Source organism: Nonomuraea sp. NPDC047897 (assembly GCF_043204415.1).
Classification (GTDB): Bacteria; Actinomycetota; Actinomycetes; order Streptosporangiales; family Streptosporangiaceae; genus Nonomuraea.
On sequence record NZ_JBIDCC010000007.1, the window covers coordinates 355,443 to 379,054 of the forward strand.

Genomic DNA, 23,612 nt, shown 5'->3' on the forward strand with positions numbered 1-23,612 from the left:
TTCAGGACCGGACCACGGAGGCTCCGGAGCCGGAGGAGTCGCGGTCCTCGTCCAGGATGTCCGCCGCCGGATGGATGATGAGCGGGTCGGGGACGCCGACCACCTCATGGTCCTTGCCCTCGTAGTCGAACAGGCTCAGGACATGGCGGATCGCTTCGATGCGGGCGCGCTTCTTGTCGTTGCTCTTGATGACCGTCCACGGCGCGTGGTCGGTGTCGGTGTGCAGGAACATGTCCTCCTTGGCGTCGGTGTACTCGTCCCACTTCTGGCGGGAGGCCAGGTCCATCGGGGACAGCTTCCAGCGCCGGACCGGGTCGACGGAACGGATGATGAAGCGGGTCAGCTGTTCACCGCGCGACACCGAGAAGTAGAGCTTGACCAGGTGGATGCCGTCCTCGACGAGCATCTGCTCGAACAGCGGCGCCTGGCGGAGGAACTGCAGGTATTCGGGGGCCGTGCAGAACTCCATCACCCGCTCGACACCCGCCCGGTTGTACCAGGAGCGGTCGAAGAAGACCATCTCCCCGGCCGCGGGCAGGTGGGCGACGTAACGCTGGAAGTACCACTGGGTGCTCTCGCGTTCGCTGGGCTTGTCCAGGGCGACCACGGCGGCTCCGCGGGGGTTGAGATGCTCCCGGAAGCGTTTGATCGTCCCGCCCTTGCCCGCGGCGTCACGCCCCTCGAACAGGACGACGAGCCGCACCCCGGTGTCCTTGATCCAGTACTGCAGCTTGACCAGCTCGATCTGCAGCAGCCGCTTGACGCGCTCGTACTCGGCGCGGTCCATCCGGCTCTGATAGGGGTAGTGCTCCCGCCAGGTGTCGACCGCCCGGCCGTCACGGTCGACCAGGACCGGGTCGTCGTCATCGTCGTCGATCACCCGCAGGTGCGGGATGTCGTCGAGAATCCCGGCGGGGGTCACCGTCGCCTCCCGCACGCCGACGGTCAGCAGCCCGTCACCCGCGGCCTTCGCCGCCGCGTCCCCCACGGCCTCGTCACCCACGGTCTCGTCACCCACGGTCTCGTCACCCACGGCCTCGTCACCCACTGTGCTCACGCCGCCCGCCTACCCCGGCAGCCCTGCGCGACACCCAGGCACTGATGCGGCCGCACCATTTCAGCAAATAGGGGCTTTCGCCCAAGTCATGATCTAGGTAAGATCCCCGATTAACGGCCCCGACCCTTATGGGAGGCAGCATGGACAAGCTGGACCAGGGAACCGACGACAAGAAGACCACCAAGAAGGTCAAGCTCGAGATCAAGCGGCTCGAGAAGGTGGAGACCACCGGGCTTCGTGAGGGTGGCTGATCTTCTTCTATAGATTTGCCGGCCGGTCAGGGTCAACCTGACCGGCCTCCTATGTCTTACGACCTGGAAGGTTCTCGTGCGCGTCCCCCGCATCAAGCGCGTTCACCAGCCCATGACCCTGCCCGGCGACCGCATCATGATCGGCCTCATGCAGCAGGGCATCTCCTCCGAGATCCAGGACGACGAGGACGGCTCGATAGCCCGCCTGATCGTCCTCATGGACGGCACCCGTACGGTCGACCAGGTCTGCGCCGCCTTCGCCGAGACCCATCCCGGCGTCGACGAGCAGGACGTGCGCGAGGTCATCCAGGGGCTGATCGACAACGGTTTCGTCGAGGACGCCGGAGCGCCGCTGCCGGCCAATCTCAGCGAGCGCGAGGCCATGCGCTACGAGCCGGCCAGGAACTACTTCGCCTGGATCGACCCCGTGCCGCGCAGCTCGCCGTACGAGATCCAGTCGAAGATCAAGGACGCCAAGGTCTGCCTGCTCGGCATCGGCGGCACGGGCTCGGCGGTGGCGGCGGGGCTGGTCTCCAGCGGCATCGGGGCCCTGCACCTGGCCGACTTCGACACCATCGAGGAAGCCAACCTCACCCGCCAGCTCCTCTACACCGAGCCGGACATCGGCCGCCCGAAGATCGACACCGCCGTCGCGCGGCTACGCCAGATGAACAGCCTGGTCGAGATCACCGGGAGCACGCTGAAGGCCGGCGGCGCCGACGACATCGCCCGGCTGATGGACGACTGCGACGTGTTCGTGCTGTGCGCCGACGAGCCGCACCCGGACATCATGTTCTGGACCAACGAGGCGGCGCTGCGCACGGGCACTCCGTGGTTCGTCAGCTTCTACACCGGTCCGATGGCCGTCGTCGGATCCCTCGTCCCGCACCGGACCGGGTGCTGGATGTGCCTGCGGCGCCAGGAGGACCAGCGCGAGTTCAAGGCCCACGGCCGCTCGCTCACCGAGGAACGGCCCAACGCCGTGATCGCGGCCAGCGCCAACATCAGCGGGCACCTGTGCGCCCTTGAGGTGATGTACCACCTCGGCGGCCTGCCCGCGCAGGCCCGCGGCCGCGTCTTCCACTGGAACTACGGCATGTGGGACCACTCCTACTACATCGACATCCCGCACTACGACGACTGCCCGGCCTGCGGGACCGAGCCGTCATGACGGCCGTGGCGGTCGCCGCGGAGAGCCGGATCGGCCTCCACCGGCTGATCTCCCGCCCCGACGACGACGATCCGGACGTCGTGGTCGTGGGCAGGGCGGAGATCGGCGAGTTCGTCGAGCTGCCCGCCGTGTACGGCGACGCGATCGCGCTTCTGCGCGAAGGGCTGCCGGTCGGCGCCGTGGAGCGGCGGCTGGCGGCCGAGCAGGACGTGGAGATCGACGTCGCCGAGCTGGTGGAGGCCCTGACGGAGCTGGGCTTCGTCGACTCGGTGGACGAGCAGCGGCTGCCCGACCCCGCGGCGGACGCCCCGCGCAGCCACTTCCGGTGGCTGACCGCCCGGCACGTGAGCTGGATCTTCAGTTGGCCGCTGAAACTCGGGTGGCTGCTCGTGGTGGCGGCGGCGCTGGTCACACTGGTGACCAGGCCCGATCTGCTGCCGCACTACGAGGACTTCTTCTGGAGCGAGTACGTCGGGCTGACGGTGCTGGTCAACACCGTGATGGTGTCGCTGACGCTCAGCACGCACGAGATGATGCACCTGACGGCGGCCCGGTCGCTGGGCGTGCCCGGGCGGATCGGCTTCGGCACCCGCCTGCACAACCTCGTCGTGCAGACCGACGTCACCGCGGTGTGGGGGGTGCCCCGACGGTCGCGGTACCGCGTCTACCTGGCCGGGATGGCCTGGGACTTCTTCCTCATGGCGGCGCTGACCCTGCTGGTCGCCCACGTGGCTCTGCCGTCGCTGACCAAGGCGCTGTTCCAGGCTCTGGTCGTGGCGGTGCTCATGACCATCCCGTTCCAGCTCCAGGTCTACATGCGCACGGACCTGTACTACGTCCTGCGCGATCTGCTGCGCACCCGCAACCTCTTCGACGACGGGCTCGCCTTCGCCCGCTACCTGCGGGCCAGAGCCGTCGCGTGGCTGCGCCGCCGCCCCTGCCCGGTCGAGGATCCGACCGGTGACCTCGCGCCGCACGAACGGCGGGCCACCCGCGTCTACTCCGTGTTCCTGGTCGGCGGGGCCACGGTCTCGCTCACGATGTTCGCGCTGTTCGCCGCCCCGATCGCGATCGTGGCGCTGGTCCGCGCGATCGGCGCCGTCGCCGACGGACTGAACGGCGGCTCGGTGCTGCTGGCGCTGGACTCCGTGCTGCTCATCCTGATCGAGGGCGCCATCCAGGCGCTCTTCGTGGTGACTTTCGTCCGGACGCATCGGCACTGGTTCAGGCGGCGCCGCCCGGCCGCGACTCCCTGACCCGATTCGGCATCGACCGTCCACGGCATTCGCCGGAAGGGCACGCGACCCCGCGCGGGCGGCGTTATCATCGTCGCCTGCTCGGACCCTGTTCACATATCCGCCCGAGGGATATATCGCCTATGGGTAAAGGTCGTAAGAGCAAGACCGGAAATGGCGGCCCGAGAAAGCCGCCCCCGGAGGAGCCGGCCGGCGGCGACGGATGGAAGGCGGCTCGGACCTGGGTCGCGGGCATCGTCAGCGCCGTGCTCGTCGCGGCCGTCGGCGTGGTGTTCACCACCTGGTTCTCCTCCCGCGGGACCGACGCGATCGACCGGATCAACGGCACTCCCCCCATCACGATCGGCCATGTCGCCGTTCATCACGAAGAACGGGACATCGTGCTGCGGGAGCCGGTGACCGACCCGAAGGAACGCGGCATCCTGCTGGGCAGCGCGACCGCCGAGGAACGCGCCGCGCTGCTCGACCGCCATCACGCCGCCGTGACCGATGCGATGAACGCCACGGTCGTCCTCGTGGGCAACCGCAACAGCCTGCGCATCGTCGACGTCAAACCGCGCGTCCTCACCCGCGCGGCGCGATCCGACGGGGCGCTGCTGGAGGCGACGACCGCCGGGGAGGTCGACACCGTCGAGCTCGCCGCCGACCTCGACCGGCCGGCGCCCCGCTTCACCACCTCCGACGATCCCGACGTCCCGTACTTCGTGACGAAGCAGATCGACCTCAAGCGCGACGAACGGGTGACGCTGAGCCTGGCGATCAAGGGCAGGCGGGCGTACTACGAGTTCGACCTCCTGGCGACGGTGCTGGCGGCGGACCGGACCGAGCAGGTCGTGATCAACGGGCCCGGCGGGTCACCGTTCCGCCTGACCGGCCGGACCGAGACCTTCCGCTCCGTCTACACCGAAATGCCGGGAGGCGGGTGGCGACCGATGTCCGCCGCCACGGTGTGCCTCAGGTTCCCGAAGACCGGAGGGTGCTGACCGTGCGCCGCCGCGCGCTCCTGGTGGCACTGGCCCTGGTGGCCGGCTCGGCCGTGGCGGCGGACGCGCCCCGCCTCCCCACCGGATGGCGGGCCCTGTGGTCCATGCCCGCGGACGTGGAGGACCCGGAGCACCCCGGCGACCTCCGGTACGCCGTCTCCGACGAGGCCATCGCCGTGTCGACGTCGCACGGGGCCGTCACGGTCCACGACCCGCTCACCGGCCGGAAGCTGCACACCGTCCCGGCCGCTTCCGGCGGCCCCGCCGCACCCGTCGCCGGGCTGGGCGTCGCGTCCGGGACGCTCGTCGTGTCGAGGGAGACGCCCGGCGGGACCGGCTACCTCGTGTCCGGCCACGAGCTCGGCACCGGAGCCCCCCTGTGGCGGCGCACGGTCACCACCGCCGCCACCGCCGCCACCTCCCCCTCCTCCCCCGGCGGTCCGGCGGTCGGGCTGAGCGTCATGGTGACCGAAGGAGGGGTCACGGTCCTGGACCGGCAGGCCGACCCGGCCACCCTCACCACGTTCGACCTGCGTACCGGCAGGCAGACGACGCGGACGACCCGTCCGCCGCGCTGCCACGTGGAGGGCGGCGCCACGTCACTGACGATCATGCTGCTCAGCTCCTGCGCGGGCGACCGGGTCGAGCTCGCCTCGGTGGACCCGCGGACCCTGCGGCCGCACTGGACGCGCTCGCTGCCGCACTCCGTCTCGCTGCCGGCGGAGGACCAGGCGGACACCCCGCCCGAGCTGCGGCTCACGCCCGGCGCCGACGGGTACGTGTACGTCGAGACCACAGACGTCCAGGCGTTCTACTCTCCCGAGGGCCGGCAGCTGTCCACCGCCCGCGAGGCCGTCGAGCGCCGCCCACCCGCCGGGGTCACCGCGGCGGAGCGGTGGAGCGAACCCCTCCTGCTCGGCAGCCCTCCCCGGATCTCCGACCGCGGGTTCCTGAACATCTCCGACCCATGGCCGCTGCCGGCGTTCCTCATCTCCCTGGACACCGTCACCGGCCGCCTCGGCGCCTCGCCCGTCGACACGCCGCTCTCACGCGCGTTCCTCCTCGGCACGGCCCCGGGCCTGGCGTTCGTCTACGACAAAGCAGGCCTGATCACCGCATACCAGGCGACCTACGGGTTGCCCACCTCGTGGGCCCCGTACGGCGACGTCCCACCAGCCCGCTGGCCGGACGCCTGCACCCTCCTGACCGGCCGGGACGTGGGCGTGGCCGGCGACGGACACCGCCCCAACCCCGGCCGGACGACCCTGGCGGGAGTGGCGTCACCGGTCCCCCTGGCCTGCGACTGGATACCGCCGACCGACGACGGGGCCGTCGTCTCGCTCACGGTGGACTGGGTGTTCGGCTCACCCGCCGCCGCGCGGAAGGTGTTCGCCACCGAAGTCGCCCGGATCAGGCGGAACGGCATCCACGACCCCGCCTACGAGACCTCCCACGCCATGACGCACACGGTCTCCCTGCCCACGGGAACGCTGGACGAGTCCCTCGTCGTCGCGGGGCCGGTCCTCGTCCGCCTGGCGTCCACGTCACGACGGGCCGTCCGGCTGCTCACCCCGCTGCTCCAGCGGAACCTGCTGGCCCGCTACGAACCGGGAACCACCGTCGCCCGCGACCGTCCCCGCCGGGTCCGCTGGAGCTTCCCCGCCGACGGCAGCGTCGGTGAGGACCTCGTGCTCGCGGGCGACACCGTGTACGCCGGCAGCGCCGACGGCAACGTGTACGCGCTGGACGCCGCCTCGGGCGTGACGCGGTGGCGCCACCAGACCGGCGGCGACGTCTCCGCCACACCGGCGGTGTCCGGCGGCGCCGTGTACGCCCACAACGACACCGGCCGGATCGTGTCCCTGGACGCGGCCTCGGGCCGGCTGCGGTGGAGCCGCCGGGTCGCCGGGTCGAGCGGTGTCGTCCTGGCGGCGGGCACCGCGTACGCGTGCGGCGACAGCTCCGAGGTCGTCGCGCTGGACGCGGCCACCGGACGGCCACGATGGCGCGCCGCACTCGGCGGGGACGTCCTGTTCGCCACGCCGTCGGTGGCCGGCGGCACCGTCCATGTCGGCAGCGCCGAGGGAACGCTGTACGCGCTGGACGCCGCCTCCGGCAGGCGGCGCTGGCACTTTCGGGCGGACGGGGGGACCGACTTCTTCCCGCCGGTCACGAGCGGCTCGACCGTGTACGTCCCGACCAGGACCGGCCACCTCCACGCGCTGGACCGCGCCACCGGCAGGCCGCGGTGGACCTTCCGCGCCGGCTCCCGCATCACCGCGGGCCCCGTGGTGAGCGGCGGTGCGGTGTACGTCGGCGGCGGAGACGGCACCCTGCACAAGCTGGCCGCCACCACCGGCCGGCCGTCGTGGGACTTCGCACCCGGCGGCGGCGACGGCACCCACGGCGGCCTCGTCGTGGACCGGGGCACCGTCTACCTGCGCCACGTCAACGGCCTGCTGTACGCGCTGGACGCGGCCTCCGGCGGGCAGCGGTGGAGTTTTCCGGCCGGCGACGGTGTCAGAGCCCGCCCGGCGGTGGCGCACGGCGTCGTGTACGTCGGGAACGTCGAGGGCCGGGTGCACGCGCTCGACGCGCGCACCGGCGCCTCCCGGTGGACGTTCCGGACCAGCGGCCAGGTCAGGACGACCCCGGTGCCGGCCGGCGGGCTGGTGTACGTCGGCAGCACGACCGGTGAGGTGTCCGCGATCCCGGCGGGGGGCTAGCGTGTCGCCTGGGAGTTCAGCCAGCCGCTCACCCGCTGCGCGAACCAGTCAGGTCGTTGCAGGGGGATGCCGTGCCCGCATCCCGCCACGATCTCCAGCTCGCTGCCCGGCAGGGCGTCGTGCAGCACGCGGGCGGACTCCCGCATGAAGCCTCGTTCGCGCTCGCCGGCGAGGATCGACGCCTTGCCGGGGAAGCGCGCCCAGCCCGGGGGGACGGTGAAGCGGATGTTCTCGCCGACCGCCGTGAGCAGGGTCTGCTTGGAGACGCTCGCGGACGTGCGGACATAGTCGTCGAGGAGCTCGTCCGGGATGAACAGCGTCCTGGCCTGCAACGTGGCGAACCGTTTCCGGCTGGCGAGCCCCGCCGTGGCGCCGAGCAGGCCGAGGGTGAGGCCGGGGGCCGCGCTGGGCTTGGCCTGCGCGCTCACCACCATGACGCGCTCGACGAGCGCGGGCGCGTGCGCGGCGAGCAGGACCGTCAGCTGCGCGCCCAGCGAGAAGCCGGCGACGGAGGCGCGGCCGCCCACCTTGCCGAGGACTTCGGTCAGCGCTTCGACCGTGCGGGCGTGTGAGTGGTACGGGTCGCCGGCGCTGCGGTCATGGCCGGGCAGGTCCGGGACGATCAACCGGTGGTCGGGTGCGAGGCGTTCGCGGAGGGGCTCCCACATCCACCCCGCGACGCCGCCCCCGTGCAGCAGGAGCACCGGCGGGGCGTCAACCGGGCCGTACGTCTCGACATGCATCTGGAACTCCTCTTTCCGCGACGCCAGCCGATCAGCAACCTACCTTGTCCCCGATTCCCGGTGGGTGGTGCCTGCCGGTGCGCCGATGCCGTCGCCTGGCCCTCGTGCCGCCTCGGCCGCGGGCCGGTGGTGGCGGGTTCGTCGGTCGGCGGCGTCGAGGGCGGGTGCGAGCGGTGCGAGCGTGGCGCGGAGGAGGTCGGGCAGCGAGCCGGACGGCACGACGAGGCCGCTGGTCGTGAAGGAGGCGGCCGTCGTTCGCAGCCACTGTTCGAGCGCGACGCGGACCGCGGCGGCCACACTCGCCGCGAGCACACGGGCGGTGTGCTGGTCGGTGTCGCCGAGGCGGTCGGCGATGGCGTCGGTGAGGGGGTGTTCGATCGCGGCGGTGGTGTCGACGAACGCGTCGCGCAGCGCGGGGCGGGTGGTGATCAGCAGCAGCGCGTCGCGGCCGGGTTCGCCCGGGTCGGTGTACTGGTCCACGATCGCCTCGGTGACGGCGTCGGCGAGGCCGGCGTCGGCGGGCCGGCCGGCCACCGCCGCCGCGACCCGCGCCTCCCGTTCGCCGGTGACGGCGGCGACGATCGCCTGTTCGCGGCTGGAGAAGTAGTTGTTGTACGTCCTCGGCGAGACGCCGGCGGCGTCGGCGATGTCGTCGACGCGCACGTTGTCCGGCCCGCGCTCAAGGGCGAGCCGCAGGGCCGCCGCGCTCAGTGCCTCTCGGGTGGCTTGCTTCTTCTGTTCGCGCAGCCCCGTTCGTCGTGTCGTCACCGTGCCAGCATCCCAGCTTCCATGCGCGCACGCAAACTTGCGTGCACGCAATTTTCTATCTAGCCTGGCGACCTCCCCTTCAGGAAGGAACACCACCATGAGGGCCAAGGGCATCAGCTACGACACCGGCTTCGTCCGCGAGGGACAGCTCTCCCGCGAGCACTTCGACCCGGACGTGGTCCGGCGCGAGCTGGGCATCATCCGCGACGACCTGCACTGCACCGCGGTCCGCGTCATCGGCGGTGACCCCGAGCGGCTGGAGCTGGCCGCCACCCACGCCGCCGACCTCGGCCTGGAGGTCTGGTTCTCGCCCTACCCCCTGGAGCTGACCACCGAGGAGACGCTGTCGCTGTTCGCCGACTGCGCCGAGCGGGCGGAGCGGGTCCGGCGGCGGGGCGCCGAGGTCGTGTTCGTCGCCGGCGCCGAGCTGAGCCTGATGAACAAGGGATTCCTGCCGGGCGACACCCAGGAGCAGCGGCTCGACCTGCTGTTGGCCCAGCGCGATCGCCTGGCCGTGCTGGCCGGCGAGCTCAGCGCACGGGTCAACGACTTCCTCGGCGACGCCGTGGCGGTCGTCCGCGAGCGATTCGGCGGCAAGATCACTTATGCGGCCGTGCCCTTCGAGCGCGTCGACTGGACGCCCTTCGACATCCTGGGCGTGGACCTCTACCGGTCGGCCGAGGTCGCCGATCAGTTCGCCGAGAGCGTCCGCACCCTCGTCGCCCAGGGGAAGCCGGTCGCGATCACCGAGTTCGGCACCGCCGCCTACCACGGCGCGGGCGACAGGGGCGGCCGCGTTCTCGAGGTCGTCGAGTTCGACGAGGACACGGGCGCGCCCGTCCGGCTGACCGGCGAGCACGTCCGTGACGAACCCGGCCAGGCCGCCTATCTGCGCGAGCTGCTGGAGATCTACGACACCGCGGGGGTGGACAGCGCCTTCGTCTTCCTCTTCGCGCTCGGCAACTTCCCGCACCGGCCCGACGGCGACCCACGCGACGACCTCGACCTGGCCAGCCCCGGCATCGTCAAGGTCCTCGACAACCGCCCCGGCGAGACCTACCCCGACCTGCCCTGGGAACCCAAGGCCGCCTTCACCGCCGTCGCCGCGTACTACCGCGGCTGACCCAGACGCGCACGGACCGGGTCGAGCCCGCGACCAGGGCGTGATCTTGGTTTGTGAGGATCTGACGGGATCATGGTTCCGATGCCGCCGACGAGAGGGACACGCCATGCTCAGCAGTGGGACGGCCTGGATGGTCGCTCTGTCGGCGGCGACGGCCGTGACCTTTGGGCCCGGGACGGTCGCGCATGCGCAGGTCGACCCCGCGACCGCACTCAAGCGCCAGCTCGCGGAAGGACGCGGCGTGCGATTCTCGGCGCTGTCGGTCAGCGGGCGCGGCGGCGAGGATCTCCGGTTGGAGTTCCGCTCCACCGGCATCGCAGCGTTCGGCAACGGCGCAGTCGTCGCCCGCGACAGAGTGGACAGGGACCGCCGGGACCGCCCGACGTCGCGGCTCATCCGCTTCCCGGATCGGTCCTACCGGCGGGAGTACCCGCGAAACGACCTGCTGCCCGCCGGCAAGAGCTGGTTGCTCGCCCCCGCGCCGAGCAAGGTGGCCCTCGAATGCGGGCCGATCGAGCTGAGTCACCCGCCGACGTTGAGAGCCCTGCTGGCCACCGCAACCGTCACGCGTCCCGCGGGTGTCTACGACAAGGTTCGCACCACCCTTCATCAGGGCCGCACCACCCTGGGCGAGCTGTACAAGGTGAACCCTGACGTCCGGATCTCGCTCTCCGCCGAACCCACGGGCAAGTACGCGAGGGTGCCGGTCGACTGGCAGCTCTGGGTAGGCCGAGACCGCCTCGTGCGCCGCTGCCGGAGTTCCTTCGACGAACCGATCATCGCTCCGGGCTTCGACGAGGGCCACGCATCCCGGCAGACCGACGACGTCCGCTTCTCCAGATGGGGTATCAAGGCCGACATCCAGCCGCCCCCTGAGGATCAAGTAGCCAGGTACGACGAGATCGACCCGACAACCATGGACTCGTCGCATGGGTGACGCGACGGATGACAGGTCCGACCCGGAGGACCTTGCCCTGTGGGCGCTGCACTGCTACTGCCCGAACGCGAGACGAACGCCTCATCAGGTGGTGTCCGACGGCGACAACGGACGGGTCCTGTACGCGGCACGTCACGGTGTCCCGAGGGACGAGGTGGACGTCTCCGACGCGCAGCTCGCCCAACTGCTGGAGTTCCGGTTGCTGGAACACGACGGCGAGGACCTCCGGACCGCTTTCCCGGTCCTGGGCGTGCGGGAGACGACTCCGCTGCGGGCGGCTCTGCGGCGGCTGGCGACTCCCCTGGTGGACGCCGTCGAGGAGCCGGCGCAGGACATCGCCGCCGAGCTGCGGCGCCGCGGGATCGGTCACAGCATGTACGCCGTGGTGTTCGGCTACGCGCTGGACCTGCTGTTGTGGCGACGGTTACGCGCCGAGAACGCCGTGCCTGACACGACGCTGACCGCCGAGCGTCCCTGGTGGAACGGGGCGTTCTGGGCCATTCACCCACCCCGCGCCGGTAGTTCCGGCACGAACTTCTATCGCCTGGACGAGGGTCTCACCCTCGTCGCCGTCTGGTCGGACGCGACCCTGCGCCACCTGGACGACCTGGCCACCACGCCTCGGCTGGCGGAGGCGCTGCGAGATCGCCACGTGACCACGGTCATCGACGTGGCAGGGCGTCGCCGGCGGGTGCGGCTCGATGACGGCCGCTCCGCGATCCCGCTCGTCGGGGTGGGCGATGTCCTCGACGAGCTGGCCTCCGCGGTCGCCGCTCCTGTCGCGGCCTTCCTGCTGGGCCACGCCTGCGAGGAGGCGCGCAGGTACGTCTCCACCGATGATCGGGCGGTGGCCACCGTGATCGTCGCTCACGAGCTGATCTGGGAGGTCATCGAACAGCTCATCGCCCGTGGAGCCTGCGCGCCCGCGCCCCGAGGCGAGGATCTGGCCGCTCTGCTGTTCCTCCTGTCGGCTCGGAGCTCGTGATCGAGCGGCACGGCGGTATCGGGAGGTCACGCTTCGGGGCGTCAGGGCCCGTCGGTCCAGATGTACCAAGGGCCTTTGAAGTGTTCGTACACGCCCTCTGACGCGTCCGGTGCCCGATCGGGGATGTAGGCGAAACCGTAGCTCTTCCAGTCCATCGTGAGCGAGGTGACCATGAACCTCGCTCCCCCGGGGATCTTCTCCACCTCGCCGACCCGGTACAGGCCCCACCACCGACGGCTGCCGGCGTCTTCGCGCACCGACCGCGCGTGGCGTTCCAGGCTCGGCTCCGACAGGGCGAAGCGCGCGTGAAAGGGCGCGTCGAGTTCGACCAGCAGCCCGGTGCCCAGCATCAGCGCGAACGGGACGTACGTCCAGGGCCTCCACGCCCGCCGACGTTCGCCAGGGCCCGGCACCCGCAGGAGCCAGGCCATGGCGATGATGAGCGCCAGCCAGTACAGCCCCAGGGCCAACGCCCAGTAGGAGAGGCCGGGAGTGCTCGCCTCGATGAGCGTCAGGACGGAGGCGAGCCCCGTGGCCGCGGTGAGGAGCAGAGCGAGAGGGTTACGAGTCGGGCGCATGTGAAAATCTTCGCCGATGCGCCGGCACCGACCGGCCAGTCGCCCTCGGCGCGGGGCGTACGCACCGGTCTCCTGCGAAACGGCGGGTTCGGCGGCCTTGGACGTCAGGAGTTCAGCGACCTTCGCACGGCGGCGTCCACCAGTTCGTGGATCTCCTGCTCGGTGAAGATGTCGGGCAGGGTCAGCCGCTCCACGATGAGCCAGTTCAGCGCGAGGTAGAGGAGCAGCACCGAGGTCGAGTCGCCGGGCAGGCCGGAGGCGGTGTGGTGGCCGAGGTTGGCGTCGATGTCCTCGCGGATGCGTTTGGTGAGCACGGCGCGCAGCTCGGGGCGTCGGGTGGATTCCAGCCGGAGTTCGAGCAGGGCGAGGTAGCCGGAGTTGAAGGCGGAGACCCGGTCCACCAGGTCGTGCATGAGCTCGGCGTAGCGGGTCTGGTCCTGCACGCCTTCCCGGCTGCGGGCGATGGTGGCCTCGTCGGGCAGCAGCCGCTCGTAGATGCGTCCGCCGACCTGGGTGAACAGGTCGTCGCGGTTGGCGAAGTAGTTGGAGGCCGTGCCCGGGGGGACTGCCGCCTCCGCGTCGACGGCCCGGAAGGTCAGCCCTCGTGCTCCTTCTCTGGCCAGCACCTCGATGGCCGCGTCGATCAGCGCCTGCCGCCGTTCGGGATTACTCCGCACTTGACACCACTCCGTATGTAGTACTACGTTTTGACCACTCCAATCAGAGTACTACATCGGGAGTTGATCGTATGCGAAAGCTCGTCTACTACATCGCCGCCTCGCTCGACGGCTACATCGCCGGCCCCAACGCCGAGTTCGACTTCTACCCCGTGTCGGACCAGATGGTTGCCTGGATCAACGCCCGTTACCCCGAGACGCTCCCCACCCACGTCCGCAAGCTCGTCGGCCTCGACGGCGTGCCCAACAAGGTCTTCGACACGGTGGTGATGGGCCGCGGCACCTACGAGCCGGCCCTGGACGTCCCCACCACCAGCCCGTACTCCCACCTGCGCCAGTACGTCGTCTCCGGCACGCTGACCGTCGACGACCCCACGGTGCGGGTGGAGGCCGGCGACCCGATCGAGCTCGTCCGGCGGCTGAAGGCCGAGGACACCGGCATGGACATCTACCTCTGCGGCGGCGGCAGGCTCGCCGCCTCCCTGCTCCCGGAGATCGACGAGATCATCCTCAAGAGCTATCCCGTCGTGGCGGGCACGGGCATCCCCATGTTCTCCGGGCAGTTCAGCCCCACCCTGTTCACCCCCACCCGGCGCGAGTCCTTCGACAACGGCACCCAGGTCACCTGGCTCACCCGGGCTTAGGCCCACGAGGAGGAAGCATGCAGATCAAACTCCCCGCCACCATCACCCAGGCCAGGGCCGAGCGGCAGGCCCGGTCGCCGCACCGGCACGACCAGCCGGCACGTGACCTCAAGCCCACGGTCCGGACCGATCTCTCCCGCCGCCCGACGGCCGCCCCTCGCCGCGGCGGCTACTGAGCGAACGGGCACGGGGGTCCGTGCCCGTCGCCGCCGGTGACGGACGTCGCTAGAGGAGCCCGGCCGCGGCCAGGTGTTTGCCGACGCTGCCGATCTCGTCGTCCGTCAACGGGATCTGGGGCTGGGCCGTGACCGGGTGGGCGATGACGCCGCGCAGGTACAGCGCCGCCTTGAAGGCTCCGAGCCCCGACGAGCTGCCGCCCATCCGGGCGCCTCCCACCCGGACGATCTCGAACAGCCGGACCAGGCGTTCCTGCTCCCGGCGGGCCGCCTCCCACTCACCGCGGCCCGCGCAGGCGGCCAGTCGGACGTAGCCGTGGGGGTCGACGTTCCCCAGGCCCGGCACCACGCCGTCGGCGCCCATCCACAGGGCCGAGTCGACCGTCACCTCCGAGCCCGTCAGCACGCTGAAGCCCGGCGTGCGGCCCAGGATGACCTGCCGTAGGCCGCCGTCGTCGCCGCTGGAGTCCTTGACCCCGGCCAGCACCCCCTCGGCGGCCAGTTCCAGCAGCAGGCCGGCCGGGAGCTTGGTGTGCACCGACACCGGCAGGTCGTAGGCGTACAACGGCAGCCCGGTCCGGGCCGCGATGAGCCGGAAGTGGGTGCGGATCTCCTCCGGGTGCGTACGCGTGTAGAAGGGGGCGGTGGCGACCAGGCCGGACACGCCCGCCTCGACGGCCGTCCTGGCGTGGTCGAGCACCCGGGGCGTCGTCATGTCGATCACCCCGGCGAGCACGGGCACCTGCCCGGCCACGTGGCCGACGACGGTGTCCAGCACCACGCGACGGTGGGCGTCCGGGAGGTAGGCCACCTCGGAGGACGAGCCGAGCACGAACAGCGCGTCGACGCCGCCCTCCAGCAGGTGGTCGACGAGCCGGGTGAGCGACCGGGCGTCCACCTCGCGGTCGGGGGTCATCGGGGTGCACACCGGAGGGATCACCCCCGTCAGGGCCCTCGGCGCGCCGGTCGCGGGGGTCGACGGCGCGGGTCCGGCGGGGTCTGGCATCGTCACGAGCGCTCCTGAATCAGGTCGAGGTCGGTCGCTCCCGCCGCCACCGGGTGGTGGCAGTGGAAGAGGTGGTCGTCGCCGTCGGCGGTCGCGGCGGGCCAGGCCGCCGCGCACGTGTCGTCGGCGCGCCAGCATCGGGTGCGGAACGGGCAGCCGCTGGGCGGCCGGGTGGCCGAGGGCACGGCGCCGGTGAGCGGGATCGGGGTGATCGGCGAGATCAGGCCGGGCGTCGCCGAGAACAGCGCCCGGGTGTACGGGTGGCGGGCGCGCAGGGGCACGGCCCGGGCCGGCGCCTGCTCCACGATCCGCCCCAGGTACATGCTGACCACCCGGTCGCTCATCCGCCTGACCGTCTGGATGTCGTGGGAGACGAACACCATGGCCAGGCCGAGCCGTTCCTTGAGGCCGAGCAGCAGGTTGAGGATCTGGGCGCGCACCGAGACGTCGAGAGCGCTGGTCGGCTCGTCGGCGACGAGCAGGGCGGGCTCCAGCGCGAGGGCTCGGGCGACGGCGACGCGCTGACGCTGGCCGCCGGACAACTGGCCGGGCAGCGCGTCGGCGACGGACGCGGGCAGCCCGACGAGACCGAGCAGCTCGCGGACCCGCGCGTCGCGCTCGGCGGGCGTGCCGCGCCGGTGCACGTCGAGAGGGTCGCGCAGGACCTGCCGGACGGGCAGCCGGCGGTTGAGCGCCGTGGACGGGTCCTGGAACACCATGCCGACGCTGCCGCCGACGAGGTCGCGGCGTTCGGCGTCCTTCATGGCCCACAGGTCGCGGCCGTGCAGGGCGACGCTGCCCGACGTGGGCCGTTGCAGCCCGACGAGGACCCTGGCCAGCGTGGACTTGCCGCAACCGGACTCCCCCACGACGCCGACGGTCTCGCCGGGGGCGACGGTCAGGCCCGCGCCGGTCAGGGCGTGGACGCGGTCGCGGGAGAACAGCCCGCCGGTGCGCGCCTTGTGCACGACGTGGACGTCCTTGAGCTCAAGCACGCTGCTCACTCCCCTGCCGGCCGCTCGGCGCGGTCTCCAGGCCGGTCGAAGCTTGGGCCGGCGGTTCGGCCGGCGGTTCGGTCGCCGGGTGGTGACAGGCGTACGCGTGCCGGTGCGGGTCGCCCTCCAGCGCGGGCGCGTCGGTCCAGCATGCGGCGCTCGCCATCGGACACCGGTCGGCGAACCGGCAGCCGGCGGGGAACCCCGAGGGCGGCGGGACGACGCCGCGGATCTGGGTGAGCCGCTCGGCGCCCGACTCCAGTGACAGGACGGAGCCGAGCAGCCCGCGGGCGTAGTGGTGGGCGGGCGCGCCGACGAGCGTCGCCGTGGCGCCCGTCTCGACGATCTGCCCGCCGTACATGACGACGACCCGGTCGGTGACGTCGGCGACGAGCGCGAGGTCGTGGGAGACGAGGATCAGCGCGAACCCCAGCTCCTCGCGCAGCCGCAGCAGCAACTCGATGACCTGGGCCTGCACGGTCACGTCGAGCGCGGTGGTGGGCTCGTCGGCGACGATCAGCCGGGGCTCGCGCGACAGCGCCATCGCGATGAGCACCCGCTGACGCTGCCCGCCGGACAGCTCGTGCGGGTACGCCGACAGGGTGCGGCCGGCGTCGAGGCCGACGAGTTCCAGCAGCTCGGCCGGCGAGCGGCGGCCGCCCCGGCGGGTGACCTGCTTGAGCTGGGCCTTGACGGTCATCGCGGGGTTCAGCGACGACAGGGCGTCCTGGTAGATCATGGCCATGTCGTGGCCGAGCAGCCTGCGGCGGTCCCCGCGCGGCAGGGTGAGCAGCTCCCGCCCGTCGAAGCGGACGTGGCCGCCGACGCGGGCCTGCCGGGGTTGCAGGCCCATGATGGTCAGCGCGGTCAGCGACTTGCCGCACCCCGACTCGCCGACCAGGCCGAGCACCTCGCCGGGCCGTACGTCGAAGGAGACGCCGTCCACGATGTCCACGCCCTCGGTGAAGCCGATGCGCAGCCGCTCCACGGACAGGATCGGCGGGCCGGTGGGCAGCGGCCGGGCGCGCTCGGCGAGCCGGCGGGCCGCCTCGGCGAGACCGGGCAGTTCGACGACCTCGCCGGAGCCGGGCTCGGCCCGCTCCACCGGGTCGTCCTCGACGGGCACGGCCCGGCCGGCGGCGGGCGCCGCCCAGGCGTCGGAGACTCCCTCGGACAGGACGTTCAGGGCGAGCACGGTGAGGAGGATGAGCAGGCCGGGGAAGACGGTGGCCCACCAGCCGCCGAGCAGGACGAGGTTCTTGCCGTCGGCGATGACGCTGCCCCAGGACGGGTCGGGCGGCCGGACGCCGGCGCCGATGAACGACAGCGACGCCTCCAGCACGATCGCGTCGGCCACCATCACCGTGCAGAACACGAGCACCGGCGCCGCGCAGTTGACGGCCACGTGCCGGAGCAGGATGTGCGGGGTCCGGGCGCCGATGACACGCTCGGCGGCCACGTAGTCCTCGCCGTACTGGGCGAGCACGTTGGCCCGCACGACCCGCGCCACGGACGGCATGTAGAGGAAGGCGATGGCCAGGACGAGCACGGGGATGCTGCCGCCGAACACGGCGACCAGCACCGCGGCCAGCGCGATCCCCGGGAAGGCCATGATGACGTCGAGCACCCGCATCAGCGTCTCGTCCACGGCGCGGCGGGAGGTGGCCGCGACGGCGCCGACGAGCGCCCCGGCCACCAGGGCCAGGGCGGTCGCGCCGAGGCCGATGAGCAACGACCAGCGCGCGCCGTACAGGAGCCTCGACAGGATGTCGCGGTTGGCGCTGTCGAGCCCCATCCAGTGCGCGGCGGACGGGCCGCCGCCGGCGGCCTCCTGGACGTACGGGGAGTGCGGCGCGATCCAGGGCGCGAGCAGGGCGGCGAGCACGACGAGCGCGATGACGGCGACGGCGGCCCACGACAGCGGGGGCAGCCGGCGGAAGCCGATGCCGGGCCTGGACAGGCGCTCCCCCAGGGCACGTCTCATGCGGCGCTCCTCAGGCGGGGGTTGACGAGCAGGTAGAGGATGTCGACGGCGAGGTTGACGACCATGAAGCCGACCGCGATCGTCAGCACCACACCCTGCACCACGGCCGGGTCACCGTCGCGCACCGCGTTGATCATGAGCTGGCCCATGCCGGGCAGGCCGTAGATCTGCTCGATGACGACGGTGCCGCCGATGAGGTAGCCGATGCGCAGGCCGAGCACGGTCAGCGGGTTGATGAGCGCGTTGCGCAGCACGTTGCGACCCACCACGACGACGGGCGGCAGGCCGCTGCCGATCGCCGTGCGGACGTAGTCGCGGTCCAGCTCCTCGACCATGGACGTGCGGATGACGCGGGTGAGCTGGGCGGCGGCCGGCAGCGACAGCGACAGGGCGGGCAGCGTCATCGAGCGCAGCCAGCCGGTGAAGGAGTCGGCCGGGTTGATGTAGCCGCCGGTCGGGAACAGGCCCTCGCCGACCGCCAGCCACTGGATCATCAGCAGGGCCAGCCAGAACGCGGGCGCCGCGACACCGACCAGCGAGACGACGCGGATGACCTGGTCGGGCCAGCGGTCGCGGAACAGCGCGGCGATGACGCCGAGGACGAGTGCCAGCCCCACGGCCACGGCCAGGCCGAGGAACGTGAGCTGGAGCGTCAGCGGCAGCGCCGTCGTCACCGACTCGATGACCGGTTTGCGGGTGAGCACGCTGGTGCCCATGTCACCCTGGACCAGGTCGGCGACGAAGCGCAGGTAGCGCAGCGGCAGCGGGTCGAGCAGGCCGTTCTCCAGCTGGAACTGGCGGATCTGCTCGGGGGTCGGGTTCGCGCCCTGGAAGTAGGCGTACTCCGGCTTGTTGCCGGAGAAGCGCATCACGACGAACACGAACGCGACGACCCCGAGCAGCAGCGGCACCAGGATGAGGACGCGCCGGAGGAGCAGGCGGGCGATGAGGACCATGGCGGCTCAGACGCGCTTGGACTGCAGCAGGTTGATGCCCGGGTACGGCTGCGCGCGCACCCCGGTCAGCTTCTTGGGGTCCCAGGCGGACATCAGCTCGGTGTGCACCACCGGGTAGAGGACGGCCTGCTCGGCGATCACGTCGAGGTAGCGGTGCACCAGCCCGGCCTTCTTGTCCTTGTCGGGCTCCTTGGTCGCCTCGTCCATCATGGCGAACAGCGCCTTGGCGTCCTTGCTGCCCTCGTAGTGGCTGTACTTCATCCACAGGCCGCCGGAGACGTAGTTGTACCGCATGATCAGGTCGGCGTCCATGCCGAACTGGTTGGGGTTCGAGGCGGCGGCGACCACCTGGTAGTCCTGGAACTGGTCCATCTTGGTGAACAGCGCGGCCGTGTCCTGCGGCTCCAGCGTGGTCTTGACGCCGATGGCCTCCCAGGAGGCGGCGATGGTGGGCAGGCAGTCGACGAGCCAGCTCACGTTCACCGACATGAGGTTGACCGTCAGGCCGCTGACGCCGGCCTCCTTGAGCAGCGCCTTGGCCTTGTCGGGGTCGTGGTCGTAGACGACCGCGGCCCGCTTGTGGTCGGGGTGGCCCTCGTTGAGGAACGAGCTGGAGGCGGTGCCGTGGCCCTTGAGCGCCACGTCGATGAGTTTCCGCTTGTCGATCGCGTAGTGCAGCGCCTGGCGGACGCGGACGTCGTCGAACGGCTTGGCGCCGGTGTTGAACATCAGGAACAGGTGGTTCATGCCGGCGCCGCCCTCCACCGTGAGGCCCTGCTGTTTGAGCCGGTCCACGTTGGCGTACGGGATGTTGTCGGCGATCTGCGCCTCGGCGGAGGCGCCGGAGATCTTGGCGACGCGGGCGGCGGCGTCGACGATGCTCAGCCAGTTCATCTTCTTGGCCGAGGCCGGGCGGGGGCCGTTGTAGCCGTCGAACGCCTCGAAGGCGGTGTTGGACTTGGGGTTGTGCTGGACCAGCTTGTACGGCCCGGAGCCGACGGCCTTGCCGCCCTTGGCGGCGTCCCAGGCGCCCGGCTGCCCGAAGACGTGCCTGGGCATGATCTTCGCGATGGTGAGCCGGGGAGCGGCGTCGGGGAAGGGGAACGCGAAGACCAGCTCGACGGTCCTGTCGTCGACCTTCTTGACCTCCTTGAGCCAGGAGCGGAAGAAGTTGCCGACGAGGACGTTCGCCTGGGGGTCGAGGACCCGCTGGTAGCTGAAGACGACGTCGTCGGCGGTGACGGGCTGCCCGTCGTGCCACTTCGCGCCGTCGCGGAGGGTGAACCTCCAGGTCGTCGCGTTCAGGTCCGATGGGAGCGCGGTCGCCAGGGCCGGGTACGGCTCGCGGGTGATCGGGTCGGTGTCGAGCAGGCCCTCGTAGACGTGGGCGATGCCGGCCATGGCGAAGGCCGAGGCTGTCTGGGTGGGGTCCCAGCTCTGGTCGTTGCCGTACCCGATGACGGCGGTGATGAGATCCTTGTCCGAGCCCGCCCCGACCGAGCCGGTGGAGGCCGGGCCTCCCGAGCAGGCGGAGAGGGTGGCCGCGATGAACGCCGCCGCACCCGTTGCCCCGCTGTGACGCAGGAAGTCGCGGCGGCTGAGGTCAGAGCTCACGGATGCCTCCTGGGGGTAGAACATGGGACATCCCATGTCCTATCTTGTGCGTAATGTGGACGCTAGAGGCGAGAGCAGCCTGAGGTCAACAGAGGATTTCCGGAATGTTACCTAAGCCCCTATCAGAGAGGGATTTTTCATGACCACTGTCCCGCGCTCCCGGCTCAGCCGGGCCGTGGAGGCCCAGGAGGGCGTCAAGGACCTGATTCTCCGGCGTGGGCTGGTCGCGGGCGACCCGCTGCCGACCGAGTCGGAGCTGATGGAGGAGCTGGCCGTCAGCCGCAACTCCGTCCGGGAGGCGCTGAAAGCCCTCCAGGCGGTCGGCATCGTGGAGATCCGCCACGGCTTCGGCATGTTCGTCGGACGCATGTCGCTGGCGGGGCTGGTCGACGAACTGGCCTTCCACAGCCGCATCACGATGCAGGACGGCCGCAACCAACTCGGCCACCTCACCGAGATCCGGGAGATCCTGGAGAGCGGACTGGTCCTGCGGCTGATCGACCTCGGCGGCGAGGCCGACCTCGGGCCGGTCGCCGAGGTGATGGCCCGCATGGAGGCGGAGGCCCGCGTCGGCGCGGTCTCCCCCGAGACGGACCGGCTCTTCCACGACCTGCTCTACCGCCCGCTCGGCAACCCGTTGGTCGGCCAGCTCCTCGGGGCGTTCTGGGACGTCTACCACCAGCTCCGCGACGAGATCGGCACGCCGGACGAGACGCCGGAGGACGTGGCCAAGCGGCACCGCGACATCCTGGCGGCGGTCACGGCCGGCGATCGCGCCGCGGCGGCCGCGGCGGTCCAGGCCCACTTCGAGGGCGTGCGCAACCGGCTGGCCCGCCTCTCGCCGCCCCCCTGGTGACGACAGACACCGAGCCGTCATGGCTCCTCGCCCCTTCCGGACATCCGACGTTGGACGTAGGATCTCCGCTCACATTCTCCTCCACTCATGGAAGGGCGAGGACATGCACGTTGGTCACCCCCCGCAGGGCCGCACCAGGCGCGCCCTGCGCCACCGTGCGGGCGCCGTGATGGCGCTCGCCTGTTTACTCGTCAGCTCGCTCGGCGCGCCGGCGGCAGCGGCGCCGGCCTTCGAGTCCGCCACCAACCCCGACCCCGCGCCGTTCGTGGACGAGCAGGTGCTCTACAAGCAGGGCGACTTCGGATACGCCTGCTTCCGCATCCCCGCCGTCGTCCGGGCCACGAACGGCATGCTCCTGGCGTTCGCCGAAGGACGGGTGAAGGACTGCGGCGACGACGAGGACATCGACCTCGTGCTGCGCCGCTCCACCGACAGCGGGCGTACCTGGGGACCCCTGCAGGTCGTCTCGGAGGGCAACGGCACGACCCACGGCAACCCGGTGCCGATCGTCGACGAGCGCACCGGGCGGGTCGTGCTGGTGACCACCCGCAACGGCGCCGAGCCGTGCCCGAACGGCTGCGACCGCGACCCCTGGGTGCAGTTCAGCGACGACCACGGGGCGACCTGGTCGGCCGCCAGGGAGATGACCGAGGGCAAGCGCCCGGAGTGGAACTTCTGGTACGCCACCGGCCCCATGCACGGCATCCAGCTCAAGCACGGCCCGCACGCCGGCCGGCTCGTCGTCGGGGCGAACTTCGAAAGCTGGGACCGGGTCGGCAAGCACGTCTACGGCACACACCTGCTCTACAGCGACGACAGCGGGACGACCTGGAACATCGGCGCCGAGACGTTCCGCGACGACGGCACGGTCATCGCCCAGGAGGTCACCGTCGTCGAGCTCGACGACGGGCGGATCTACGCCTCGGCCCGCGAGCGCGGCACCGACCCGGGCAGCCGGGCGTACGCGACCAGCAGCGACAGCGGACAGACGTGGGACGCGCCGTTCCGCACCATGCCGGCGCTCGCCACGACCGACGTCCAGGCGTCACTGCTGCGGTTCAGCGACGAGCGCATCCTCTTCTCCTCACCGATGCACCCGGGCGCCCGTGAAGCGATGGGCATCCGGTCGTCCTCCGACGAGGGGCGCAGCTTCGAGACCTGGGACGAGGGCAAGGTCTTCCACTGGGGGCCGTCGGCGTACTCCGACATGGTGCGCCTGGACGGCGACGAGGCCGCCCTCATGTACGAGGCCGGCACCGTCACGCCGTACGAGCAGATCCGGTTCGCCCGGTTCAACGAGGCGTACCTGGAGACGCCCAACGGCACCCCGCCCGGCATCCCCGGGCCGCCGGCGCCCGGCCCGACGACGCCGGACGCGTCGCCGCACCGCAACCCGGCGTACGTGCGCGGCGGTGCGCAGACCACCGACGGGCGGTTCGGCGGCGGGCTGGCCCTGGACCGGGTCGACGACCGGGTGGAGGTGCCGTTCGACGACTCCATCGACCTCGGCGCGAACGACTTCACGCTGACCTCCTGGATCCGCTACTCCGACCGGACCGGCGCGCACGCGATCCTCTGGTTCCACCGGGTGGACCGGGGCACCAACCCGCCGGGGCTGTGGCTGCGCGCCGAACCGGCCAGCAACCGCATCCGGGCGATCCTCTCCGTCGACCGGTACGACGTGACCGTGCAGTCGCCGAGCGCGTACAACGACGGGCAGTGGCACTTCGTGGTCCTCCAGCGGACCCGCGGCGAGCTGCGGCTCCTGGTGGACGGCGTCCAGGTCTCGTCGGCGAAGGCGCCGGCCGGTTCGCTGACCCTCGGCAAGGAGTTCGGGCTCGACGGGATCCACGTCGGACAGCGGATGGACGGCGCCGACCGCTTCCGCGGGACGCTGGACGAGGTGCGCGTCTACCGGCGCGCCCTCACCGGCACCGAGCTGGACCTGATCCGGCGACACAACCTCCCGATCGGCGGCCGGCTCGGGCTGCGGCTGCCTTTCGACCGCGTCGGCTGAACGAGCGGCGACCCCGTCACGTCCGTCCGGTGGCACGTCCATGTCGTCGGTGTGAAATCTTCCGCCCCGCCTGGCCTTGCGGGAGGAGGAGGTGGGATGTTCTGACACA

At 71.4% G+C, this 23,612-nt stretch carries 21 protein-coding genes; 11 read left to right on the forward strand and 10 right to left on the reverse strand.

The features are described from left to right. Position 1 precedes the first annotated feature (1 nt). Positions 2 to 1,057: a polyphosphate kinase 2 gene (gene ppk2 / locus ACGF0J_RS18510; RefSeq protein ID WP_393147209.1), complete on the reverse strand. Its 1,056-nt coding sequence runs from the start codon at positions 1,055 to 1,057 to the stop codon at positions 2 to 4. Positions 1,058 to 1,384: 327 nt separating this feature from the next. On the opposite strand from ppk2, the gene ACGF0J_RS18515 reads away from it, so the two are divergent. From ACGF0J_RS18515 to ACGF0J_RS18530, 4 genes are all read left to right on the forward strand, one after another. Beyond that, positions 1,385 to 2,479 (forward strand): ThiF family adenylyltransferase, encoded by a 1,095-nt coding sequence (locus tag ACGF0J_RS18515; RefSeq protein ID WP_393147211.1) that lies wholly within the window; start codon positions 1,385 to 1,387, stop codon positions 2,477 to 2,479. Then, positions 2,476 to 3,735 carry a hypothetical protein gene (locus tag ACGF0J_RS18520; protein WP_393147213.1) on the forward strand — a complete coding sequence of 420 codons (1,260 nt, stop codon included), beginning with the start codon at positions 2,476 to 2,478 and terminating at the stop codon, positions 3,733 to 3,735. Before ACGF0J_RS18515 ends, ACGF0J_RS18520 begins: the two co-directional genes overlap by 4 nt. Before the next feature lie 122 nt (positions 3,736 to 3,857). Beyond that, positions 3,858 to 4,718 (forward strand): hypothetical protein, encoded by an 861-nt coding sequence (locus ACGF0J_RS18525; RefSeq protein WP_393147215.1) that lies wholly within the window; start codon positions 3,858 to 3,860, stop codon positions 4,716 to 4,718. Between the two features lie 2 nt (positions 4,719 to 4,720). Continuing rightward, complete coding sequence (locus tag ACGF0J_RS18530) at positions 4,721 to 7,444, forward strand: PQQ-binding-like beta-propeller repeat protein (RefSeq protein WP_393147217.1); 2,724 nt, start codon at positions 4,721 to 4,723, stop codon at positions 7,442 to 7,444. Here the strand turns inward: ACGF0J_RS18530 and ACGF0J_RS18535 are convergent. Both ACGF0J_RS18535 and ACGF0J_RS18540 read right to left on the reverse strand, forming a co-directional pair. Further along, positions 7,441 to 8,187: an alpha/beta fold hydrolase gene (locus ACGF0J_RS18535; protein ID WP_393147219.1), complete on the reverse strand. Its 747-nt coding sequence runs from the start codon at positions 8,185 to 8,187 to the stop codon at positions 7,441 to 7,443. The two genes, ACGF0J_RS18530 and ACGF0J_RS18535, sit on opposite strands and share 4 nt — an antisense overlap. A 39-nt stretch (positions 8,188 to 8,226) precedes the next feature. Beyond that, on the reverse strand, positions 8,227 to 8,955 hold the full coding sequence (locus ACGF0J_RS18540) for a TetR/AcrR family transcriptional regulator (protein ID WP_393147221.1): 729 nt from the start codon (positions 8,953 to 8,955) through the stop codon (positions 8,227 to 8,229). A 112-nt stretch (positions 8,956 to 9,067) separates the two neighbouring features. Here ACGF0J_RS18540 and ACGF0J_RS18545 point away from each other — a divergent pair, with 112 nt between their 5' ends. From ACGF0J_RS18545 to ACGF0J_RS18555, 3 genes are all read left to right on the forward strand, one after another. Further along, the gene (locus ACGF0J_RS18545; protein ID WP_393147337.1) at positions 9,068 to 10,078 is read left to right on the forward strand and encodes a hypothetical protein; all 1,011 of its coding nucleotides are present in this window, start codon (positions 9,068 to 9,070) and stop codon (positions 10,076 to 10,078) included. A 106-nt stretch (positions 10,079 to 10,184) separates the two neighbouring features. Then, complete coding sequence (locus ACGF0J_RS18550) at positions 10,185 to 11,015, forward strand: hypothetical protein (protein WP_393147223.1); 831 nt, start codon at positions 10,185 to 10,187, stop codon at positions 11,013 to 11,015. After that, complete coding sequence (locus ACGF0J_RS18555; protein WP_393147224.1) at positions 11,008 to 12,000, forward strand: hypothetical protein; 993 nt, start codon at positions 11,008 to 11,010, stop codon at positions 11,998 to 12,000. The genes ACGF0J_RS18550 and ACGF0J_RS18555 overlap by 8 nt, the downstream gene beginning before the upstream one ends. Before the next feature lie 41 nt (positions 12,001 to 12,041). On the opposite strand, the gene ACGF0J_RS18560 is transcribed toward ACGF0J_RS18555, so the two are convergent. After that, positions 12,042 to 12,578: a hypothetical protein gene (locus ACGF0J_RS18560; protein ID WP_393147226.1), complete on the reverse strand. Its 537-nt coding sequence runs from the start codon at positions 12,576 to 12,578 to the stop codon at positions 12,042 to 12,044. Between the two features lie 104 nt (positions 12,579 to 12,682). Further along, entirely contained in the window at positions 12,683 to 13,255 is a 573-nt protein-coding gene (locus tag ACGF0J_RS18565) for a TetR/AcrR family transcriptional regulator (protein ID WP_393147228.1), read from the reverse strand. A gap of 71 nt (positions 13,256 to 13,326) precedes the next feature. Here ACGF0J_RS18565 and ACGF0J_RS18570 point away from each other — a divergent pair, with 71 nt between their 5' ends. Both ACGF0J_RS18570 and ACGF0J_RS18575 read left to right on the forward strand, forming a co-directional pair. After that, positions 13,327 to 13,899: a dihydrofolate reductase family protein gene (locus ACGF0J_RS18570; RefSeq protein WP_393147230.1), complete on the forward strand. Its 573-nt coding sequence runs from the start codon at positions 13,327 to 13,329 to the stop codon at positions 13,897 to 13,899. A gap of 17 nt (positions 13,900 to 13,916) precedes the next feature. Continuing rightward, a complete protein-coding gene (locus tag ACGF0J_RS18575; RefSeq protein WP_393147232.1) occupies positions 13,917 to 14,075 on the forward strand; it encodes a hypothetical protein in 159 nt (52 codons plus the stop codon). Between the two features lie 49 nt (positions 14,076 to 14,124). Here ACGF0J_RS18575 and ACGF0J_RS18580 read toward each other — a convergent pair whose 3' ends face one another. Genes ACGF0J_RS18580 through ACGF0J_RS18600 form a run of 5 tightly spaced genes read right to left on the reverse strand, consistent with a single transcriptional unit; the run spans position 14,125 to position 20,630 of the window. Continuing rightward, complete coding sequence (locus tag ACGF0J_RS18580) at positions 14,125 to 15,081, reverse strand: dihydrodipicolinate synthase family protein (RefSeq protein ID WP_393147339.1); 957 nt, start codon at positions 15,079 to 15,081, stop codon at positions 14,125 to 14,127. 2 nt (positions 15,082 to 15,083) lie between these two features. Next, the gene (locus ACGF0J_RS18585) at positions 15,084 to 16,076 is read right to left on the reverse strand and encodes an ABC transporter ATP-binding protein (protein WP_393147234.1); all 993 of its coding nucleotides are present in this window, start codon (positions 16,074 to 16,076) and stop codon (positions 15,084 to 15,086) included. Beyond that, positions 16,069 to 18,060 (reverse strand): dipeptide/oligopeptide/nickel ABC transporter permease/ATP-binding protein, encoded by a 1,992-nt coding sequence (locus ACGF0J_RS18590; RefSeq protein WP_393147236.1) that lies wholly within the window; start codon positions 18,058 to 18,060, stop codon positions 16,069 to 16,071. The genes ACGF0J_RS18585 and ACGF0J_RS18590 overlap by 8 nt, the downstream gene beginning before the upstream one ends. Continuing rightward, on the reverse strand, positions 18,057 to 19,016 hold the full coding sequence (locus ACGF0J_RS18595) for an ABC transporter permease (RefSeq protein ID WP_393147238.1): 960 nt from the start codon (positions 19,014 to 19,016) through the stop codon (positions 18,057 to 18,059). The genes ACGF0J_RS18590 and ACGF0J_RS18595 overlap by 4 nt, the downstream gene beginning before the upstream one ends. 6 nt (positions 19,017 to 19,022) lie before the next feature. Next, complete coding sequence (locus ACGF0J_RS18600; protein ID WP_393147240.1) at positions 19,023 to 20,630, reverse strand: ABC transporter substrate-binding protein; 1,608 nt, start codon at positions 20,628 to 20,630, stop codon at positions 19,023 to 19,025. Positions 20,631 to 20,769: 139 nt separating this feature from the next. Here ACGF0J_RS18600 and ACGF0J_RS18605 point away from each other — a divergent pair, with 139 nt between their 5' ends. Continuing rightward, complete coding sequence (locus tag ACGF0J_RS18605) at positions 20,770 to 21,486, forward strand: FadR/GntR family transcriptional regulator (protein ID WP_393147242.1); 717 nt, start codon at positions 20,770 to 20,772, stop codon at positions 21,484 to 21,486. A 103-nt stretch (positions 21,487 to 21,589) separates the two neighbouring features. After that, positions 21,590 to 23,503, forward strand: coding sequence for an exo-alpha-sialidase (locus ACGF0J_RS18610; protein ID WP_393147244.1), 1,914 nt, complete (start codon positions 21,590 to 21,592; stop codon positions 23,501 to 23,503). Positions 23,504 to 23,612: the final 109 nt, after the last annotated feature.

Excerpts from the sequence above, each read along its gene's own strand:
- ACGF0J_RS18520 (WP_393147213.1), top strand. The coding sequence starts at position 2,476 with ATGACGGCCGTGGCGGTCGCCGCGGAGAGCCGGATCGGCCTCCACCGG.
- ACGF0J_RS18525 (WP_393147215.1), top strand. The coding sequence starts at position 3,858 with ATGGGTAAAGGTCGTAAGAGCAAGACCGGAAATGGCGGCCCGAGAAAG.
- ACGF0J_RS18535 (WP_393147219.1), bottom strand. The coding sequence starts at position 8,187 with ATGCATGTCGAGACGTACGGCCCGGTTGACGCCCCGCCGGTGCTCCTG.
- ACGF0J_RS18550 (WP_393147223.1), top strand. The coding sequence starts at position 10,185 with ATGCTCAGCAGTGGGACGGCCTGGATGGTCGCTCTGTCGGCGGCGACG.
- ACGF0J_RS18555 (WP_393147224.1), top strand. The coding sequence starts at position 11,008 with ATGGGTGACGCGACGGATGACAGGTCCGACCCGGAGGACCTTGCCCTG.
- ACGF0J_RS18560 (WP_393147226.1), bottom strand. The coding sequence starts at position 12,578 with ATGCGCCCGACTCGTAACCCTCTCGCTCTGCTCCTCACCGCGGCCACG.
- ACGF0J_RS18570 (WP_393147230.1), top strand. The coding sequence starts at position 13,327 with ATGCGAAAGCTCGTCTACTACATCGCCGCCTCGCTCGACGGCTACATC.
- ACGF0J_RS18575 (WP_393147232.1), top strand. The coding sequence starts at position 13,917 with ATGCAGATCAAACTCCCCGCCACCATCACCCAGGCCAGGGCCGAGCGG.
- ACGF0J_RS18580 (WP_393147339.1), bottom strand. The coding sequence starts at position 15,081 with ATGCCAGACCCCGCCGGACCCGCGCCGTCGACCCCCGCGACCGGCGCG.
- ACGF0J_RS18590 (WP_393147236.1), bottom strand. The coding sequence starts at position 18,060 with ATGAGACGTGCCCTGGGGGAGCGCCTGTCCAGGCCCGGCATCGGCTTC.
- ACGF0J_RS18595 (WP_393147238.1), bottom strand. The coding sequence starts at position 19,016 with ATGGTCCTCATCGCCCGCCTGCTCCTCCGGCGCGTCCTCATCCTGGTG.
- ACGF0J_RS18605 (WP_393147242.1), top strand. The coding sequence starts at position 20,770 with ATGACCACTGTCCCGCGCTCCCGGCTCAGCCGGGCCGTGGAGGCCCAG.
- ACGF0J_RS18610 (WP_393147244.1), top strand. The coding sequence starts at position 21,590 with ATGCACGTTGGTCACCCCCCGCAGGGCCGCACCAGGCGCGCCCTGCGC.